The organism is Paenibacillus sp. FSL R5-0470, assembly GCF_037975205.1.
Taxonomy (GTDB): domain Bacteria; phylum Bacillota; class Bacilli; order Paenibacillales; family Paenibacillaceae; genus Paenibacillus_AQ.
Genome location: NZ_CP150238.1, coordinates 853,368 through 872,100, shown reverse-complemented (window position 1 = coordinate 872,100; position 18,733 = coordinate 853,368). Strand labels below are relative to the sequence as shown.

General features: G+C 45.2%; 14 protein-coding genes. 7 read left to right on the top strand and 7 right to left on the bottom strand.

Features of this window, described 5'->3' with window-relative positions; translation table 11 throughout:
- The first annotated feature begins 4 nt into the window (after positions 1 to 4).
- Positions 5 to 943 carry a YafY family protein gene (locus MKY99_RS03815; protein WP_339268766.1) on the top strand — a complete coding sequence of 313 codons (939 nt, stop codon included), beginning with the start codon at positions 5 to 7 and terminating at the stop codon, positions 941 to 943.
- A 2-nt stretch (positions 944 to 945) separates the two neighbouring features.
- Here MKY99_RS03815 and MKY99_RS03810 read toward each other — a convergent pair whose 3' ends face one another.
- The gene (locus tag MKY99_RS03810) at positions 946 to 1,620 is read right to left on the bottom strand and encodes a MarR family transcriptional regulator (RefSeq protein WP_339268764.1); all 675 of its coding nucleotides are present in this window, start codon (positions 1,618 to 1,620) and stop codon (positions 946 to 948) included.
- A 168-nt stretch (positions 1,621 to 1,788) separates the two neighbouring features.
- Here MKY99_RS03810 and MKY99_RS03805 point away from each other — a divergent pair, with 168 nt between their 5' ends.
- Positions 1,789 to 2,412, top strand: a complete 624-nt coding sequence (locus MKY99_RS03805; RefSeq protein ID WP_339268762.1) for an NAD(P)H-dependent oxidoreductase — start codon at positions 1,789 to 1,791, stop codon at positions 2,410 to 2,412.
- Position 2,413: 1 nt separating this feature from the next.
- On the opposite strand, the gene MKY99_RS03800 is transcribed toward MKY99_RS03805, so the two are convergent.
- Genes MKY99_RS03800 through lpdA form a run of 3 tightly spaced genes read right to left on the bottom strand, consistent with a single transcriptional unit; the run spans position 2,414 to position 5,581 of the window.
- Positions 2,414 to 3,574, bottom strand: coding sequence for an ABC transporter permease (locus tag MKY99_RS03800; protein WP_339268761.1), 1,161 nt, complete (start codon positions 3,572 to 3,574; stop codon positions 2,414 to 2,416).
- Complete coding sequence (locus tag MKY99_RS03795; protein ID WP_339268759.1) at positions 3,558 to 4,190, bottom strand: HlyD family efflux transporter periplasmic adaptor subunit; 633 nt, start codon at positions 4,188 to 4,190, stop codon at positions 3,558 to 3,560. Before MKY99_RS03795 ends, MKY99_RS03800 begins: the two co-directional genes overlap by 17 nt.
- Entirely contained in the window at positions 4,187 to 5,581 is a 1,395-nt protein-coding gene (lpdA, locus tag MKY99_RS03790; protein WP_339268757.1) for a dihydrolipoyl dehydrogenase, read from the bottom strand. Before lpdA ends, MKY99_RS03795 begins: the two co-directional genes overlap by 4 nt.
- Positions 5,582 to 5,777: 196 nt before the next feature.
- Between lpdA and MKY99_RS03785 the strand changes: the two genes are divergently transcribed.
- From MKY99_RS03785 to MKY99_RS03775, 3 genes are all read left to right on the top strand, one after another.
- Positions 5,778 to 6,344: a TetR/AcrR family transcriptional regulator gene (locus MKY99_RS03785; protein WP_339271485.1), complete on the top strand. Its 567-nt coding sequence runs from the start codon at positions 5,778 to 5,780 to the stop codon at positions 6,342 to 6,344.
- Between the two features lie 85 nt (positions 6,345 to 6,429).
- Entirely contained in the window at positions 6,430 to 7,416 is a 987-nt protein-coding gene (locus MKY99_RS03780) for a DUF4003 family protein (RefSeq protein ID WP_339268755.1), read from the top strand.
- A 20-nt stretch (positions 7,417 to 7,436) separates the two neighbouring features.
- On the top strand, positions 7,437 to 7,895 hold the full coding sequence (locus tag MKY99_RS03775) for a GNAT family N-acetyltransferase (RefSeq protein WP_339268752.1): 459 nt from the start codon (positions 7,437 to 7,439) through the stop codon (positions 7,893 to 7,895).
- Positions 7,896 to 8,015: 120 nt separating this feature from the next.
- On the opposite strand, the gene MKY99_RS03770 is transcribed toward MKY99_RS03775, so the two are convergent.
- Together MKY99_RS03770 and MKY99_RS03765 are read right to left on the bottom strand one after the other, a co-directional pair.
- Positions 8,016 to 10,661, bottom strand: coding sequence for an ABC transporter permease (locus MKY99_RS03770; protein WP_339268750.1), 2,646 nt, complete (start codon positions 10,659 to 10,661; stop codon positions 8,016 to 8,018).
- Positions 10,662 to 10,674: 13 nt separating this feature from the next.
- A complete protein-coding gene (locus MKY99_RS03765; protein ID WP_042184895.1) occupies positions 10,675 to 11,376 on the bottom strand; it encodes an ABC transporter ATP-binding protein in 702 nt (233 codons plus the stop codon).
- Between the two features lie 274 nt (positions 11,377 to 11,650).
- Between MKY99_RS03765 and MKY99_RS03760 the strand changes: the two genes are divergently transcribed.
- Entirely contained in the window at positions 11,651 to 13,426 is a 1,776-nt protein-coding gene (locus tag MKY99_RS03760; RefSeq protein ID WP_339268748.1) for an ABC transporter ATP-binding protein, read from the top strand.
- Positions 13,413 to 15,188: an ABC transporter ATP-binding protein gene (locus tag MKY99_RS03755; RefSeq protein WP_042184891.1), complete on the top strand. Its 1,776-nt coding sequence runs from the start codon at positions 13,413 to 13,415 to the stop codon at positions 15,186 to 15,188. Before MKY99_RS03760 ends, MKY99_RS03755 begins: the two co-directional genes overlap by 14 nt.
- An 80-nt stretch (positions 15,189 to 15,268) precedes the next feature.
- Here MKY99_RS03755 and MKY99_RS03750 read toward each other — a convergent pair whose 3' ends face one another.
- On the bottom strand, positions 15,269 to 18,634 hold the full coding sequence (locus tag MKY99_RS03750) for a HEAT repeat domain-containing protein (protein WP_339268746.1): 3,366 nt from the start codon (positions 18,632 to 18,634) through the stop codon (positions 15,269 to 15,271).
- Positions 18,635 to 18,733 lie beyond the last annotated feature (99 nt).

The window sequence follows — 18,733 nt, the reverse complement described above, 5'->3', positions numbered from 1 at the left end:
TTATATGAAGAAATCAGAACGATTAAATGACATGATGAGATACTTAAACGGGCGAGAGTTTTTTAATCTAAGTGACCTTATGGAGAAATACAATATTTCAAAAAGCACAGCGCTACGTGATATTAGTTCATTAGAACAATTAGGAATGCCTATTTATTCAGAGCATGGCAGACACGGACGTTATGGACTTTTAAAAAATAGATTGTTATCCCCTATTATTTTCACGATAGATGAAGTCTATGCACTGTACTTTGCTATGCTGACGCTAGAATCTTATCAATCTACACCTTTTCATTTAAGTGTTAATAAGCTAAACGAAAAGTTCGAGCACTGTCTATCGAGTACACAAATCAACCAGATTCATAAAATGAAAAAGGTTCTACAATTCGAAATGTATCAGCATAAGCATGTCAGTCGTTTTTTAGATAAAATCCTGGCAAGTATTCTAAATGAATGTGCCTGTAACATTGAATACACAAAAAATAACGAGACAAAAAGCTACCCTGTACAATTCTTCAGAATTTCCGCGAAGTTTGGTCAATGGTATGCTACTGGAATAGAGTTAAATACGAATACATATAGAGTGTTTAGATGCGATCGAATAACCTTCATTGAAGAAGAGGAAAGCTCAGCCCGCTATTCTATAGAAGAACTTCTTAGTCGTTCCTTAGAATTTTATCAATCCGAGAACAGTATTCACTTTGAAGTTGAGATTGCGGAGCAAGCCAAAGATATTTTTTATAAAGAGCATTATCCCTCTATGGAAATAGAAGCTGGCCCGAAAACAGTCATAAAGGGATTCTATAATCCAGGCGAAGAAGAATTTCTAGCTAATTATTTCATGAGATATGGTCAATATGTTAGAGCGGTGAAGCCTGAAGCCTTGAAACAAATAATTCAGGATAAGCTAGAACAACTCTTAACTCACTATCAGAAATTATAAAGCTACTCAAAAGAGGTAAAAAACACATCTTGAAGAATGGCCTTAGCTTTCTTAAGATTGCGTGTATCAAGTTGGTTAAGCATGTCTACGATTTGACTCATTTCATCGGTTTCCATTGCCTCATGAGATTCTCCAGCATTTAATCGTTCTTCTTCAGCAACCGATTCCGGATGAACCCATGATGCTTCTAAAGTATCCTCGAACGCTTGGATCAGAAATAACAATTCATCTGTGTTATATCTCTGTAGAAACCGATTTATCCCTTTATTCATCTCTTTATGTAGTGCTTGATGCAAATCGAATATTTCTTTTCCAAGAGGTGTTGTAAGAAACAGCACTTCTTTTTTATTATCGGGGAGAAATTCCGTGCGAATAATTTGCTGCAGAACTAATTTTCTAGTGATTTTGGACACGCTACCTTTCGGAATTCCGAAATGCTTCGAAATGGTAGTGCCATTCACAGGCTCAAGCTGTCCAATTGCATCTATTACATGCAGCATCATGACTGTGGAGTCTTGGAGGAAATCAATGATAAGGGGATTACTACAGTTCTGAATCAACCACGCCTTCTCTTCATCATCCTCCGATTGAAATCGCTTTTGTAATTGGGGAATCATCTCTATCAGTTTTTTTATCAAAATATCCTTATTAGGTAAGTTCTCGAAAGAATGCGTCACTGTTAAGTCTCCTCGTAAATTCATCTTATGCTCATTTTAACAAGACACAGCTCATAAATAAAGTTTCCTAGAAATAATATTGACAACAAGGAAACCTAAAACGTATTATTGTTTCCATAGTTAATATTTAATTTCTAGGAAATAATAAAACGAAGAGAAGGTATTTATATGAATGTCTTAATTATTTTTGATCATCCATATGGAGCATCAGCGTCCGAGAATATCCCCCATCAGCGAAGCTATTCCGCAGCCTTATTAGCCTCCGTAATGCGAGGTTTTACCACCAAAGGGCATACGATTGATCTTATCGATCTGCATGCCGATGGATTTGATCCAGTCATGTCGCGCGAAGAACTTGCTGCTTGGCGACAAAAGAAAACCACCGACCCCCTAGTCGCCAATTATCAGCAACGGCTTATGGCAGCAGATCATATCGTCTTCCTATTCCCCATTTGGTGGGAGGCCATGCCCGCTCTCACCAAAGGCTTTCTTGATAAGGTATTCGCAAAAGGTATTGTCTACGAGGAAATTAAACCTGGAAGGCCCTTCAAATGCTTGCTCACGAATCTTAAAGGAGTGTCACTGCTGACCGTAATGAACACGCCCGACTTCTTTTATCGCTGGATTTTTGGCAACCCCATCACCAAAATTCTGTTCAGAGGAACCTTCCGCAAAATGGGAATACGGAAGAACCTCCGTTGGTATAATTATGCCGGGATGTCAGATCGCAGCTTAGAAGAACGGGTGAAGCATCTTAATAAAACAGAACAACGTTTTGCACGACTAGAGTAGATTAGATTACTGAAGCTGGGACTGATTTCGAGAGCTGAACCTCGGGTTTGTTCGCCTCTCTGAGCACCAGCAATCCGATGAATAAGGATACAACACCAATAATGATCAGCAGTGCTCCCAGCTCCTGACTGTAGGCTGTTAACGCCACATCCCGAAAAGCCATCCCGCGTATAAGACGATTAAGCCAGTTCATCGGCAATGCCCAAGCGGAAATTTGAAAAAACTCCGGAAACGCTAATGGGCTCAATTGGATTCCAGTGGCAAGAAACGACGGATACAATACGAAATTAGTTCGTAAATTAACTTTGGATATGTCTTTGGCAGTATAACCAATCAACAGGCCCATAAGTGACAGAGCAAAGGCATACACAAACAGCGGAATAATAAAAAGATAAGGTTCTGCTTCAAAGCGCATTCCCCCTACCTGCTTTAATAAGCCATAACACAGGAGCAGCGAGATCGTTGATAAAACAGCGTAAGGTACACTACGAACCCAAATCTGCCAAGGAGACTTCCCGTTTGCAAAAAGTTTCCCCTCCTGCCGTAAGCGAGGGGCAATTGAACCTGCTGCGCTTGTTGTAATCATCAGCACCACAATATTCACAAATCCAATGACCATAAAGCTCACATAACTTGTGGTCGGATTAAACAACATTCGCTGCTGCAGGGACAACGGAGAAGCAAGTCCTTTAGAGGTTTCGGCATCCATCCCCTTTTGGAGGAGACGGGTCATAGAAAGAGTCATATTTTCCGTCTGGACGACTTCCTGAATCGCAGTTCGGATGCCGGTTAGACCTGATGGCATGGTGTTATCCATTAAGATGCCGAGATTCGTTGATATCCCCTGCTGCTGATGCAGCCCTAACGCTTTGGGAAGGGTGATGACCGCGACAGCCTGCTCATTTGCCAATAATGTTTCTGGATCTAAGGAGCTGGCATACACATTAGTTACTTTCATATATGGAGAAGCATTTATTTTAGAGATCAGCTGTCGTGAATACGAGCTGTGATCCTCATCAATGACTACAACATGCGATTCGCTGATTTGATTCTTCGAGAACATCAAGCCAAAAAATATAGCCGCGATAAGCGGACCAATAAAAATCAGGCGTAAATACTTACTGCCCGCCACGTACTTCCACTCATCAATCAGTGACTTCATCGAGCTTCACCTCCGCTGTCATCCCCGGAAGCAAATCAGCATTCGCATCCATAGCTATACGGACAAGAAACATGCTTAAATCGGCTTGCCCTTTTTCACGTGACATGCGTAAGCTCGCAAATTGAGGGGCGGCTGCGATGGAAGTAACGACACCCGTCACCTCGCTTGGATGGTTCAAATACGGAAAATGAACGTCGATACTTTGATTCACCTTTAGCTTTTGGATTTCGCTCTCCTGTATGTAAAGGTCTGTATAAAAGTTGTTTTTTTGCAAAACCGCCATTGGCATTCCTAGCTGTATTTGATCTCCCGGCTTTACAACAATCCTGTTGACCGACCCATCCTCCGGCGCGAGTACATCTGTTTCTCCTTCTTCAGCGGATTTAACCTTGAACAATACCTCTCCCTGTTTTATAGAATCACCTACAGCCACACTGACCTCTACAATTGACCCTGGACTGTTCTGATAAAAAATAGTCTTTTCCTCTGCATCAAGAATCCCTTGTTTCCTGCTCTCAGCTTGACTGACAGCATCCTTTCCTTTTATAGCAAGTAGCGAACCTCCAACGATTAACGCAATCGCAATTCCAATATAAAAACCTGCTTTTATCTTCATTTCCCACTCTCTCCCCTTACCATTTTTTTAGCCGCATTTTCGGCAGCTTCCATAATCACTTCTCCCAATGTGGGATGAGGGTGAATGGTCATCGCCAAATCCTCTACAGTTGCTCCCATCTCAATGGCAAGGGCAAGCTCCGACACCAGTGTAGATGCTTCTACTCCAACAATTTGGGCACCAATAACGATTCCCGAGGTTGGGTCCGCTACAATTTTGACGAACCCTTCCGTTTCCCTCAAGGCCAATGCTCTCCCGTTAATCCCAAAAGAAGATTTGCCAATAACCAGCGGGATGCCTTTTGCCTTTGCTTCTGTTTCACTTAAGCCAACACTGGCCAGCTCTGGATCAGAAAAAACAACAAGCGGAATGGCTCTATAATCAACCTCGGAGGAAAGACCTGCAATGGCTTCTGCCGCAATTTTGGCTTCATAGGACGCCTTGTGAGCAAGGGCTGGACCCGACGTAATATCCCCAATTGCAAAAATATTCGGAATAGCCGTTCTGCACTGTTCATCTGTCTCAAGGAACCCCCTGCTCGTCACTGGCAAACCTATACGGTCCAGCCCTAAGTCGCCGTCTGTATTTGGTTTTCTGCCGACAGTGACTAACACATATTCCGCTGTCACATGCAGCTGCTCCTGATTTTTCAAATAATACAGTGTGATGGCGTCTGCACTCTGCACTACGTTCACAGCTGTCGCTCCGGTAATCATCTTAATCCCATCAGCTTTCAGCTGCCTTCCAACAGGGCTCACAAGCTCCGCCTCAAATCCAGGCAGCACTTGATCTCCTCCCTCCAGAATCGTTACCGTTGTTCCAAATTTGGCATACATTTGCCCCAGTTCAACGCCTATATATCCACCGCCAATAACTACTAGGCTAGTTGGAACTTCACGGAGCGACAGAGCTTCTGTCGAAGACAAAACACGTCCGCCAACTGGAAAGGCTTGCAGCTCAATCGGACGTGATCCTGTGGCTAAGATGGCATTTTTAAAAGAAATGCTTTGCTCTTGTCCGGACTGACTGATAATAGCGGTATGCTCATCGACCAATCTGGCCTCCCCTTCCAAAATGCTCACACCTGCAGTCTTTAATAAATAGCCAACTCCACCTGCCTGCTTATTCACAATTCCTTGCTTGAAATCCTGAGCATTCTTAAATGACACTGCCGCATCCGCAGAGCTGAACGGTCTAAACAACTCGTAACGATGGGATTCAGCAATTAATGCTTTGGAGGGAATACACCCAACATTAGTGCAGACCCCACCTAGCTGATTGCGTTCAACAATCGCCGTTCTCATTCCAAGTTGTGAAGATCGCAGCGCCGCCACATACCCACCCGGACCTGATCCAATGACCAACGTTTCTACGAACTCAAGATTCCCCATCTCCTGATACCTCCTGTACCTGCTATTTTAAAATATGATGATCGTAATATATTATTACCATCATATTTTAAAACCGTCAACAACCGTGTTTATCCTTTCATAAGCAGACAGTGCTCAGAATCGTTAAATTGACAGGCTTTATTATGATGCATATAATATTTTAAAAGTAGAATTATGAAGCTATGGAGTGATTATGATGCCCTATCCCAAAGGCCATAAAATAAAAGTACGGAATACGATTGTTGAAAGTGCTGCCCAGGCTTTTCGCACCCATGGCATTCATGATGTAAGTGTTCCATTCATTATGAAGGGAGCCGGATTGACTCACGGCGGGTTTTATTCACATTTTGACAACAAAGAACAACTCGTCGCCGAAGCCTGCCGGTATGCCATCAGCGATACCATCGCACTTTTGCAGAAGGTCGCGGACCTGGAAGAGCAGAACCCCAAAATCAATGCGGTCATTGACTATTATTTAAGTCCGTATCACCGCGACAAAACGGAGATGGGCTGTATTATCCCTGCCCTTTCTGCCGAGATATCTCATTCTTCCGAAGAAGTTCGGCAAGTATTCACCCAGGAACTGGAGCGGATGACTGCTTTTATCTCCGATCTGGCGGGAATTGAACCCTCCAAAGGTAGCGCACTGTTCAGCACCATGGTTGGCTCTCTAGTTCTTGCAAGGACTGTAACTGACCCTGAACTGAGCGACAGCCTTCTTTCGTCAGGCAAACGGTATGCTAAAGAGCTGGTTACGATCTAAAAACAATAAACACCCCAAACAAATGAATCCAACTCAGAAAATTTTCGTAATATTATGAATTATAGATAACTGAGGGGTGTATCCAATGAACGAGCAGTATGCTGCAAGGGTTGAATTGTTCGCAGAGAACGCGCAGAGGATCAAAAAGGCTTTTCCTTGGCATAATGCAATGGTTAGCCGTTTGGCGGGGTTACTGTACACAGCAGAGAATAAAAGTGCAGATGAGGATGCGATTCGTGCGAGCCACGAGCTTATTAAAGAAAATACCGGAATGTTTTCTTCGTTTAGGGGGAACTCTGCAATCAGTATTGCTACTATGCTCTCTCTTTCTGCTGACAAGGAACAACAGCTTGCAAACACGCTGACCGTGTATGACTTATTGAAGGACATCAAATTTAGAGCCTCTGATTATCTCGTCGTTGCCGCTTATCAAATCGCCGCTAATACGACAACAGATCAGTATCAGCGTACGGTAGAACGCGCAAAGATGTTTTACGATAGTATGAAAGCGAAGCACCGTTTCCTTACCGGACATGATGATTATATTTTCTCTGCCATGCTCGGCCTTTCCGATATCGACGTGGACAGCGGCATCGACCGGATGGAGCAGCTTTACACTACACTAAAGCCTGAATTTATGTCGGGGAACAGTGTGCAAGCTCTGACACAGGTACTGGTTCTTGGAAAAGAAGCTTCAGAAGCAGCGGATCGTGTACTGGCATTACGAGATGCGTTCCGTGCACATGGCATCCGGTTAGATAAGGAATATACCCTTTCTTCGCTGGGCGTACTAACTTTGCTCTCCTCCAACAATAAGGACATGGTTACGGAAGTCTCAGAGACCTTCGAATTACTGCGTACCAAAAAAGGCTTTGGCAGCTGGTCCATTGTAAAGCAGGAATTGCTACTGCTGTCAGCTGCGCTGGTAGCCTTCAAATATGTAGAGGATGTGCAAAGCGGCATTGTAACCTCGATGCTTTCCACCAGCATCACTAATATTGTGATCGCACAGCAGGCTGCTCTTGCTGGGGCTGCGGCTGCGTCGGCTGCGGCTGCAGCTTCTTCGAATTAAGTGGAAATGTGAGGGAAGACATGGACTCGATACAACCAATCACCGCTAGAAATGAAGAATGTTTATACCGTCTACTGAATATTTGGGAATTATCTGTGCGGCATACACATCTATTCCTGTCTGAACAGGACATTGATGCGTTGCGGCCACTGGTTATACAAGGGATGGAGCATATAAGTCATCTGCTTGCTTTTATAGATGACCATGACCAATCGCTTGGATTCATAGGAATTCAGGATAACAAGATTGAAATGCTATTCGTAGAACCTACTGCAATGGGAAAAGGCATTGGTAAATCGCTCGTTGCTTATGCTATACAGACACTGAACGTACGCTACGTTGATGTAAATGAACAAAATCCGCAGGCCTTAGGTTTCTATGAGCGTATGGGTTTTCAAGTTTTTGAGCGTTCTGCACTGGATGAACAGGGGAGTCCTTTTCCTATCCTGCATATGAAGTTATCGATCGACTCACGTTAAAAGATTCCATCGCCTTTCAAAGCAAAAGAGACCGCTTCGAGTAGCCATAACAATGGCTGTTCGAAGCGGTCCTTTGTTTTTAGGTAGGATCAACTTTTGTTTTTGGTGTGGAAGCTCCGCTTATTCTACCGACTTCAACGCCTCAATCATATGAATCCGTTTGAGCTTAATATGCATGAAAGCCATGACTATGCCTGAGAACAGCAGTGTTAAGAGTGCGGCATACACATAGCTTGGCCACTTAATAATCGGCGCGAACATCGTCGCATCCAGCTCAGCTGTATTCAAGACGAAGCTGTGCAATATAATGCCAAGACCCGATCCGGCTACAATGCCAAGTAGGCTTAGCAGCATATTCTCACGGTAAATATACAACGTTACTTCCTTATCATAAAATCCCAATACCTTGATGGTTGATAGTTCCCTGATCCGTTCAGAGACATTAATATTGGTCAAATTGTAGAGGACGACAAAAGCCAGAGCAGCAGCCGATACAATGAGTACCAAGGTTACAACATCCATACTCTTCATGGTGTCATCAAAGGCAGTACCTACGTTGCTGGAAAAGCTGACCGCGGCCACTCCCTCATTGTCCGTTAGCTTCTCGCCGAACTTGTCCTCCCATGCTTTATCGTGCGTGGTATAGTTCAGCAGCTCTGTGTTGAACACCGGTTCTTGTCCAAATACGGAAGAATAATACGCAGGTGTCATATAAACATAGTGCATTACATAGTTCTCTGTAATCCCTATGACCTTAATCTTGAATGTCTCGTTATCCTTGTCCACCACATTCAACTGGTCGCCGGGTTCAAGCCCGTATAATTTAGCCAGCTTCTCCGAGATTATAGCGCCCTCGTCCGAAAGCGTGCGTTTTTCTCCACTCACTCGATCCCGCAGCTCCACATAATCGGATATCGCATCAACAGATGCAGGGATGAACATATGCACATCCTGATCATTTACACCACTGCCATGCGCTTTCATCGTTTCCTGTGCCACACTTAGTGATCCAGTTATAGTGGACTCGCCAGTGATCAATTGCTCGTAGGCATCCCGCACATCAGCAGACGCATCTTCATGCAGCGCTACAAGTGCATCATATTTCATAATCGTGCCGAACTGCTGAGGGGCAATGCTGCCGATCGAGTCTTTAAGACCAAACCCGGTCAGAATTAGCGCCGTACAGCCGGCCACGCCGAACACAGTCATGAACATCCGCTGCTTGTAGCGGAATAAATTCCGTGCGGTAACTTTCTGAACAAAGCTCAGCCGTTTCCATACAAACGTAACTCTCTCCAGTAGAATCCGCTGCCCGCTCTTTGGCGCCTTCGGACGCATTAACACAGAAGCATTGCTACGCAGCTCTACACGTGCGGCAATCCAAGCCGTCAATGTAGTGCAGATAAGCGCCACTATAATGGAAATGATGGAATACGACGGATAGAAGCTTTTGATAAGATCCGGCAGATTATAAAGCGAACTGTACGCATTATAGATAATGGTTGGAAACATGGTAAAACCGAGCGCAAGTCCCGCAACCGAAGCCGTCAAGCTGGCAAGTGTACCATAAACCAAGAATTTGGCCATAATGTCACGGTTGCCATACCCAAGCGCTTTAAGTGTCCCGATCTGCAAACGATGCTCCTCGACCATTCGAGTCATAGTCGTCAAGCTGACCAGCGCAGCAATCAGGAAAAAGAATACCGGGAAAGCACTCGCAATTGCCGATAATCGATCAGCGTTGTCTTTATATTCGGCATATCCCGGATTGGCACTGCGGTCAGTGACATAGACCTTCGGGAGCCCTAGTTCTGCAAGCTTTTGCTCCCCTGCAGCCAGTTCCGCCTTGGCAGAGACCAGCCCATCAGCAATGGCTTTCATGTTTGCAGCTTGTCCCTGCTGCACCACTTCTGGCTGGCGCTTTAAATCGGCGAGCTGCTTCTCGGCGGCGGCCACCTTGCCTCGTCCACTGGACAGCTCTTTCTCGCCTTCCGCGCTCATCTCCGCAAGCCGAGCTTCCGGCACACTGGACATCGCCTGCTCTACTGACTTGGTATGCTGTTCGATCAATCCCTCATACTCTGGTGAATAAGCCTTCACTCCGGTTGTATCCTTGAAGGATAGATAGGCTTCCGTATAGACCGGGAGCTTAAAATCTGACTCTGGGATCGCTGCGAATGCATCCGCCGTCCCTTTACCAATTCCGCTGGTGCCCCGGGTACTCTTCTCTATAAATTGAGGACTTCGCACAAAGCCCACAACAGTATAATTCAATGTTTCAAAGTTGTTCGACAACTCCGCATCCGTTCCAGCTCCGCTGAACGTTATTTTGTCGCCCAGCGCATACTTTCCAGCCAGCTTGTCATCCAATACGATTTCTCCGGAATCCTCTGGAAGACGTCCTTCAATCATACTGTACTGGTTAAGCGGTTTATCTGAATTGTAAGAATGGACTTTGAGTATCAAAGCATTATCGCCGCTGAACACATCTGCGCTGTAACCCGGCTGGACTTCATCGATCCCCGGTACATCGCTCAGCAGATCTATGTTATCTTTGGTCAAACCATAGTTGGTCTGCACCTTCAGATCCATTAGTCTCGTCTCTTGATAAAAGGTTCCGGCTGTATCCAGCATATCTGGACCGGCTGACTTGATGCCAGAAAAGAAACTAACGCCCAGCATGATAATTGCAAAAATCGAAATAAATCGGGCCTTAGTGTGCCTAATTTCACGAAAAATATCTTTCCATAACGCACGCTTTTTCATAGATGCCTTCTCCTTACCATTCGATATCTTCAACGGATACTGGCGAAGGATTGGTTACCATCTTCCGTACCTTAGCATTATTAATCTCAATAACCCGGTCTGCCATTGGCGCAATCGCCAAATTATGTGTGATTACGATGACCGTAGTGCCTGTGTTACGGCAGGTATCCTGAAGCAGCTTAAGCACTTGCTTACCAGTATTGTAATCTAGCGCACCTGTTGGCTCATCGCAAAGGAGCAGCTTCGGCTGTTTAGCTAGCGCTCTGGCGATAGCGACACGTTGCTGCTCACCACCAGACAGCTGAGCCGGAAAATTATCCAGCCGTGCACCTAATCCCACATCCTCCAACACCTTACGCGCATCTAGTGCACGCGGGGAAATCTGAGAAGCAAGCTCAACATTCTCCAGTGTGGTAAGATTCGGCACTAAGTTATAAAACTGGAACACAAAACCCACGTCATTGCGGCGGTAGCCCGTCAACTCCTTGGCACTGAACTTGGCAATGTCCGTACCGTCCACAATGACCTGGCCTTCGTCAGCAGAATCCATCCCGCCAAGAATATTAAGCACCGTCGATTTGCCCGCACCGCTGGGGCCGACAATCACTGCAAACTCACCTTTATTTATCTCAAAATCAATTCCGTCGTTGGCAACGATCACACTTTCACCCATTTTGTAACGCTTGTACTCATTTTTGACAGCAACAAAGCTCATTCTCCATCCTCCTGTCTCTATCCAAACCAAGCCTAATCACTTTACATTGTTTCAGTTTATCATAATTAGAACGCCCAAGCCCGAATGGCAAACCCTCATTACTCAAGGATAAATTCACATCATTAATAAGTTCATTTTTTTGTAACAATAATGTAACAAGGAAATTTTACCGTAAACGATACTTAGTCAATTGATAGTGTTATAATCACTTTGTTTTATTCACTCTTTTCAGGCAAGAGTGAAAGAACAAGAACAATCAGAAACAGGTGATCAGATGTTCGAACTGAAATGGCTATGGCAGAACTTAGAGGGCAACCGGACACGGTACATTCTAGCGCTCTGCCTCTCAGTAGTGGGTTCAAGTCTTACGATTGTAAACCCTTACATCAGTCAGCGCATTGTCGATACGTTTATAGCAGGTGACAATGCGCTGCAGAATCTTACACAAGAACGGCAATTATTGATTATGCTCTGTCTGGGCATGATTGGGTTTTCTCTACTGCGCACAGGACTTGCTTATATTACAACCATGCAGTACGAAAGATCCTCGCAAAACATGATGTACAATATCCGTATTTTTTTGTACAACAAGATTCAAGGACAGGACAGAGAATATTACGACCGTAACCGTACCGGTGATCTCATGACCAAGATGACCGGGGATCTGGACATGGTTCGGCACTCGATGGCATGGATTTTCAAAACGATCATTGAATCGCTAACGATCTTCATTGCTGCTGTTATCTATTTTTTCACTATAGATGCTCAGCTAACGCTGTGGATGCTAATCCTGTCACCGCCCATTTTTATCGTGGCTTACATATTCGCTAAACGCGTCCGTCCTATGTATATTGACCTGCGTGAGCGGCTGTCCCAGCTTAACACGACTACTCAGGAGAATATTTCAGGCAACCGTGTGGTTAAGGCTTTTGCCCGCGAAGAGTTCGAAGTTCAAAAATTTACGGAGAAGAATGTCAATTACTCTACAGCGAACAAAAAGGCCGCCCTTGTATGGCTTGATTACTTTCCTTTTCTGGAATCCTTCGCTCAGGGCTTCAACGTCATTCTAATGCTGGCAGGTGGTTTGTTCCTGATGAACGGCCGGATCACCTTCGGTGAATTTACAGCTTTCTCTTCACTGATCTGGGCTATATCCAACCCTATGCGCAACATTGGTATTATTATCAACGACATTCAGCGCTTTTTTGCGAGCTTGTCCAAAATCATTGATATCTATTACGCAAAGCCTAATATCGTAAACGAGCATAAGTCTACTGACAAACGCCGTTACGAAGGCCGTATTGAGTTCGATCATGTTCGCTTCAAATATGACAGCGCTATCGTACTTGACGATGTTAGCTTTACCGTGGAACCTGGTGAAACCATAGCAATCATGGGCTCGACCGGATCAGGCAAAACAACAATCATCAACCTGATTCCACGCTTCTATGACGTAGCCGAAGGACGTGTACTCGTCGACGGCGTTGATGTCCGAAAGCTGGAGCTCGATGAGCTGCGCGATAATATCGGCATGGCGACCCAAGATGTGCTCTTGTTCTCTGATACTATCGATGGAAACATCGCCTACGGTGATCCTGATCTTCCGGAAGAAGATGCGATAAGCTTTGCCGAGCTCGCAGCCGCACACGACTTCATTACCAAAATGCCTGAAGGTTATGATACCGTTGTCGGAGAACGAGGAGTCGGCTTATCTGGAGGTCAAAAACAGCGTATCGCTTTAGCACGTGCTTTGGCAGTTCGCCGTCCGATCCTCATTCTGGATGATACGACCTCTGCTGTCGATCTTGAGACGGAGGAGCATATTCAGAAAAGTCTACGCGAGCTGGATTATCCTTGCACGAAGATTATTATCGCGCAGCGTGTATCTACGACCGCGCAGGCTGACCGTATTCTCATTCTGGATAACGGGAAGCTGGTTGAGGAAGGCACCCACGCCGAACTGCTAGCGAAACGAGGCTACTACTACGATGTGTTTAAACTGCAGAACGAGGGTATTGGAAGGCAGGTGACCGCAAGTGGCAAGGAATAAATTCGACGTCGATGAGAATCTGGAATCGCCGTTTAATATAAAACACTTCCGGCGTGCGATGGTATACATCAAACGAAAGAAAACGCCAATGATTGTTGCATTTATCCTCAGTGCACTTTCAGCGGCCATTTCACTATCAGCTCCACTGATCATGCAGCATGTGATCGACGTGACCATTCCGGCAAAAGCGAAGCTTGCGCTACTGGGCTGGGCTGGACTGATGCTTCTGACCATTGTGGTCAGTGTTTATCTGGCTACTATTCGTTCACGTATCATGACGAGTGTTGGGCAGGATATTATTTTTGACATCCGTACAGATTTGTTTAAGCATCTGCAAGAGTTGCCCTTTAAGTATTATGACGACCGTCCGCAAGGCAAGATTCTCATCCGGGTCGTAAACTACGTTAACGCCGTTTCAGATGTGTTATCCAACGGTATTATCAACTTTATTCTGGAAATCGTGAATTTGCTCTTTATCGCAGCCTTCATGTTCGCTGTTGATGTGCGTCTATCATTTGTCATCCTTGCAGGGCTGCCAGTATTCTTTGTCATCATGATGCTGATCAAAACTCGGCAACGCCGGGCTTGGCAAGCAGTATCCAATAAAAGCTCCAACCTAAACGCCTATTTGCAAGAAAGTATCAGCGGTATTGGTGTGACGCAAATGTTCTCCCGGGAACAACGCAACGAAGGAATCTTCACACGTCTCGCGGGTAATTTCCGTACAGAATGGATGAAGGCTCAACGTTACAACTTACTTATTCCGTTCTCCGTAGACAACTTGTCTACGATCGTTACATCATTGATTTTCCTTGTAGGCCTACTAACACTGAGTCCACAAGATATGACCCTCGGCGTCATTCTGGCGATGAGCAGCTACGCTGCCCGCTTCTGGCAGCCTATTCTGAATCTTTCGAACCTGTACAATAACTTCATCAACGCCGTTGCCTATCTCGAGCGTATCTTCGAGACGCTGGATGAGCCCGTTACCGTCAGTGATATTCCGGATGCGAAGACACTGCGGCCTGTAGAGGGCCATGTCACTTTCGACGATGTGACCTTTGCCTATGACCCAGGACTCAATATTCTGGAGAATATCTCCTTTAAGATCAAAGCGGGAGAAAGCATCGCTCTAGTGGGACCAACAGGTGCAGGCAAAACTACGGTCGTCAATCTGATCTCGCGCTTCTATAATATTTCAAGCGGTAAGATTCTTATCGACGATCAGGATATCTCGCAGGTTACGCTGAAGTCCCTGCGCAGCCAGATGGGGATTATGCTACAGGACAGCTTCATCTTCTCCGGTACGATCTTGGACAATATTCGTTACGGTAAACTCGATGCCACCGAGGAAGAAGTGATTGCTGCGGCGAAAGCCGTGTGCGCCGACGAATTCATCCGTGAATTCGATCAAGGCTACATGACGGAGGTCAACGAGCGTGGCTCCAAGCTGTCTCAGGGACAGCGGCAGCTCATCTCGTTCGCAAGAACGCTTTTGGCTGATCCGAGAATTCTCATATTAGATGAAGCCACTTCATCGATCGATGCGAAGACTGAGCGTTTGCTGCAAAAAGGTCTGAATGAGCTCCTTAAAGGACGTACCTCATTCATTATCGCGCACCGCCTGTCCACCGTAAAAAACTGCGACCGCATTATGTATGTGTCTAACAAAGGTATCGCAGAAAGCGGCTCACATGATGAGCTTATCGCACAAAAAGGTCTTTACCACCGCCTTTATACGGCGCAGAAGATGGAAGCTTAATTGAATAAACACCAAAAAAGCTCAGGCCGAATTGTAGCCTGAGCTTTTTTGGTGTTTATATTTTATTAAAACTATGAAAACTAATCTATCACCGTCCAAATATTTAGCGCAAGTGAGCGAACCGCAATATTCGTGTGATTTCTGTACACCCTCAAACGCTCTGCAGGCTCTGGACTCCAGAGTAGAGCACTTCCGGCAACCTCAAGCAACGAAAGTCCAATATACTGAGATTCGTAACTCCCCTCAGACCCTAGCACATCTACAATTTCCAATAAGGTCTCCGGACTCCAGTAGCCTGTGCTGTCTTTTAAATTATAAGCAACCTGCTTGTAGGCGTCGCTCAACAGCTGCGGCTGATTTGAAATACAGTTAACCATCTGATTCAGATAAGCGGCGGATTCCTGCACATTATTCCAGTCTATTACTGCTATATACAGCTTCATCACAACTTGCTGTAAAGTCTCATCCGATGCTAGACACTCAATCAATCCCGTATACAAAGGTTTAAGGTGCACCCGGGTGATTGTTGGCAAAGCGTTCAGCTGGTTGATGAGTTTCAGGAGACGTTGCCGATGAGGCAAATCTCTACTGGTAGTTGCATTCCATTCATCCCTTATCGCCGCACTAGCTAATTTCTGACAAACGCCGATTACAACCTCATTGATCTTACCATCGCGGCAGGTTTGTATTAGCGTGTTCATGGCAAATTCCCATCTGTTGCTGTCTTCCAAATCCATAATAGCCTGAGCGGTGGCAGCTGCAACAATGCCTTCATTTCCATTGGTCCACCGCATCATAGAACTGAAAGCATACTTGCCGACAAACCCATCCGGATGATTTCCGATTTCAATGATTAATTTTAAATAGCGAAGTCTATAGTCTAGCGGAAGATCATTAGGCTGTTGGGATAACAAGCTTCTTGCGATATCACTTTCTGATGAAGCAGCCATTGCACTTAAAATCTCCCAAGCGCGCTCATCATCTAAAAGCTGTTTTGCAGCATGCCCTATGGCAATGATTACATCCTTGTGTGCATTTGGTTTCTCGAACTCGTTCATCAATAGCGGAATGCTGTCATCGCTTCTATAAGCACCCAGTAAGCGGATGGCCTCTTTTCTGACAGTGATCTTCAGCTTATCCCGATTCAGAAGCTCTTTCAGCATGGTAACCAGTAACACCGGATTCACCCTGCGGATGCATCTGGGTATCGAGTACATGGCTACACGTGCCCGGTCCCCATCCAGATTCTCCAGCAGAATGGGAAGTGCCTTCTCCGGTTCTTCCATAAGTGAAAAGGCATGAAGTGCAGCTTCTACTACAGTTACTTCCTTATCCTGCATAAGCCCAAGTAACCTATCCGAACCGAGATCAGGCATGCTTGCCATGATCTTAATAACTCTTGCACGCTCCCAAAGATTACGTTTGGCATCGTATGCAATTTTTTCTAATAAGGCACTTAATGCTTGTTGCTGACATGGCAGCCATCTGTGGAATCCATCCGCGGCCGGCACAAGATAGATAGTTTTGCCTGATAGGAACTTGCCCTTAATGACAGCCCCTGAAATAAAAGGATCGAGCCATTCTTGACGCTTCAGATGCAGATGCTGGAATACTTCATGGATCGTAAGATACGATTTATCTAAAGCTAATAATTCCTTAACTCTGGCATCACGTGTTGAACGAGGCGCAAGCCAGTATCTGGCCGCTAGTATGGCTGTAGAATCTGCCTTTGCCCTCGTTGCTTCCTTTAACAGATTCTGAAGTTTTATGATACCGTAACCTCTTTTACCAAATGAGCTAGCCAGGCTAAGCACCAGATTGTAGTCTTCTCTTTTGTTGCCCTGTACAGCTAATGTATAGATTTCATCAAAGATGACCTCTTCTACTCCCTGTGGTAAATTCTTCTCCAGCGATGGAAGTGAAAGCTGTCCGTTCTGCTGGGCCAGTTTCCGGATCGTATTTAAAGAGAACTTGAACAACTCACTGTGAGGATTTAATGCGTTATGCCGGAGAATAGCAAATGCCAGTTGTTGAACGGAAAACTTCGTACCATATGAAGTATCTCTGGCATCTATAACACTATCAACAAGCATAGTAAGTTCTTGTACATGGGCATCGGTGAACACAGATGCAGGACTTTCTGAAAGCTCCTTAAACACAAAACCTCGAACAGGATCTTGCTCATTTCTAATCCGGCCCAAAAATACCAAAGTCTCATGCATACCCTGTCTCGACAGAACCGTACTTCTGATCAGTTGCATAAGCGCCGTGGAACGTTCTTCTGAACTGGATACCTTTGTTGCTTGTTCAAGCCCCGCTCTTGAATGAAGAATAGAACGGCAAGCGGTGAGTCTGATTGTTCTCTCCCGGTCATCATTGATTTCACGAAGGCCAAGCATCCGGGTGGCTTCCTTGTCACGCAAGGCATGCGGTAATACATAAAGTAATCTTTCCGGAAAAACACGTTCTTGGCGTTTATCTTCTTCATACACAGCATCGAAAATGACCTTGCGGTTAGAGGGTGCAATATTATGCAGCAACTTCGCTAAATGCATCGGGTGATCTGCGAGTAATTTCGCTATCTCAATCCATTGCTCCATGGATAAATATTTTTTTCTTTTTAGAACCCCTTCAGGCACACCATAAGAAATCAGATCGCTCCGCGACTCCGTTCGTGTCAGCAGCTGATACACTATATTCGGATTTTGGCGTACTAGCGTGCCAAGTTGTTCCTTTAACGCAGGATGTATGACACCCTCGGATCCATGATTCATCGCACACGCAAGTACCAGATCTACCTTCAGATTGCATAGAATCTCCATAGCTGATGAGAACCTCCACCAGACATATCCTTTTTCCCTGGGCGGTGTGCTTCCCAGCGTTGTTTCAAAGTATTCCGCTACTACGTCAAGATGCCTGCTGGCTAGTTTCTTCCAGTCTTTTATGGCATATCCGATATCAGCTAGCCATTTACTTACCGTTGCCGAATAACAGGCCTGCAATATAATCGCGGCTTCCTCCGCCCCCCACCGGGCGTACACCATAGGCAATAAGCGTTCCGCCAATTCCTGACGGTTAATCTGTGAAATACTGTGCAGCAGCTTACGGCGGCAATCATATGATAAATGGGGGAGCTCATGTTCAATATCAGCATCTGAAGCCACCTTTGCCAAAAGCCCCGCAGCCGTATTTCTGATACTTGCCATAGGATGCCGCAGGGCTGACAGAATAATAGGGGCATCATGTGTTGCAATGGCACCGATTAAGGCAAGTCGTGCTTCATAAACGCCATCCTCCAGCAAGGAGGCTAGTAATTGGGAGTACTGGACAGATCCAAGATGATCACGGCCTAATATCGCTACTTTTTTGACTCTGTCGGAATAGCCTAGTGAATCCAATTCTTTAAGTAAGCTCTGTTTGTCCAATGGATCTCTTTTAAAAATCATAAGCCCTCCTCTTTCACCTGTTCTTATTCCATCCGAACTTTATTCTCTATACTGCAATCTATCCCCTTTAAAAAACTAGAATTTGCCATCTGTTTTCGT

Bases quoted from the DNA above. Each gene is read 5' to 3' on its own strand.
- lpdA (WP_339268757.1), bottom strand. From the start codon at position 5,581: ATGGGGAATCTTGAGTTCGTAGAAACGTTGGTCATTGGATCAGGTCCG.
- MKY99_RS03760 (WP_339268748.1), top strand. From the start codon at position 11,651: ATGTTCGAACTGAAATGGCTATGGCAGAACTTAGAGGGCAACCGGACA.
- MKY99_RS03765 (WP_042184895.1), bottom strand. From the start codon at position 11,376: ATGAGCTTTGTTGCTGTCAAAAATGAGTACAAGCGTTACAAAATGGGT.
- MKY99_RS03775 (WP_339268752.1), top strand. From the start codon at position 7,437: ATGGACTCGATACAACCAATCACCGCTAGAAATGAAGAATGTTTATAC.
- MKY99_RS03750 (WP_339268746.1), bottom strand. From the start codon at position 18,634: ATGATTTTTAAAAGAGATCCATTGGACAAACAGAGCTTACTTAAAGAA.
- MKY99_RS03770 (WP_339268750.1), bottom strand. From the start codon at position 10,661: ATGAAAAAGCGTGCGTTATGGAAAGATATTTTTCGTGAAATTAGGCAC.
- MKY99_RS03800 (WP_339268761.1), bottom strand. From the start codon at position 3,574: ATGAAGTCACTGATTGATGAGTGGAAGTACGTGGCGGGCAGTAAGTAT.
- MKY99_RS03815 (WP_339268766.1), top strand. From the start codon at position 5: ATGAAGAAATCAGAACGATTAAATGACATGATGAGATACTTAAACGGG.
- MKY99_RS03785 (WP_339271485.1), top strand. From the start codon at position 5,778: ATGCCCTATCCCAAAGGCCATAAAATAAAAGTACGGAATACGATTGTT.
- MKY99_RS03780 (WP_339268755.1), top strand. From the start codon at position 6,430: ATGAACGAGCAGTATGCTGCAAGGGTTGAATTGTTCGCAGAGAACGCG.
- MKY99_RS03805 (WP_339268762.1), top strand. From the start codon at position 1,789: ATGAATGTCTTAATTATTTTTGATCATCCATATGGAGCATCAGCGTCC.
- MKY99_RS03795 (WP_339268759.1), bottom strand. From the start codon at position 4,190: ATGAAGATAAAAGCAGGTTTTTATATTGGAATTGCGATTGCGTTAATC.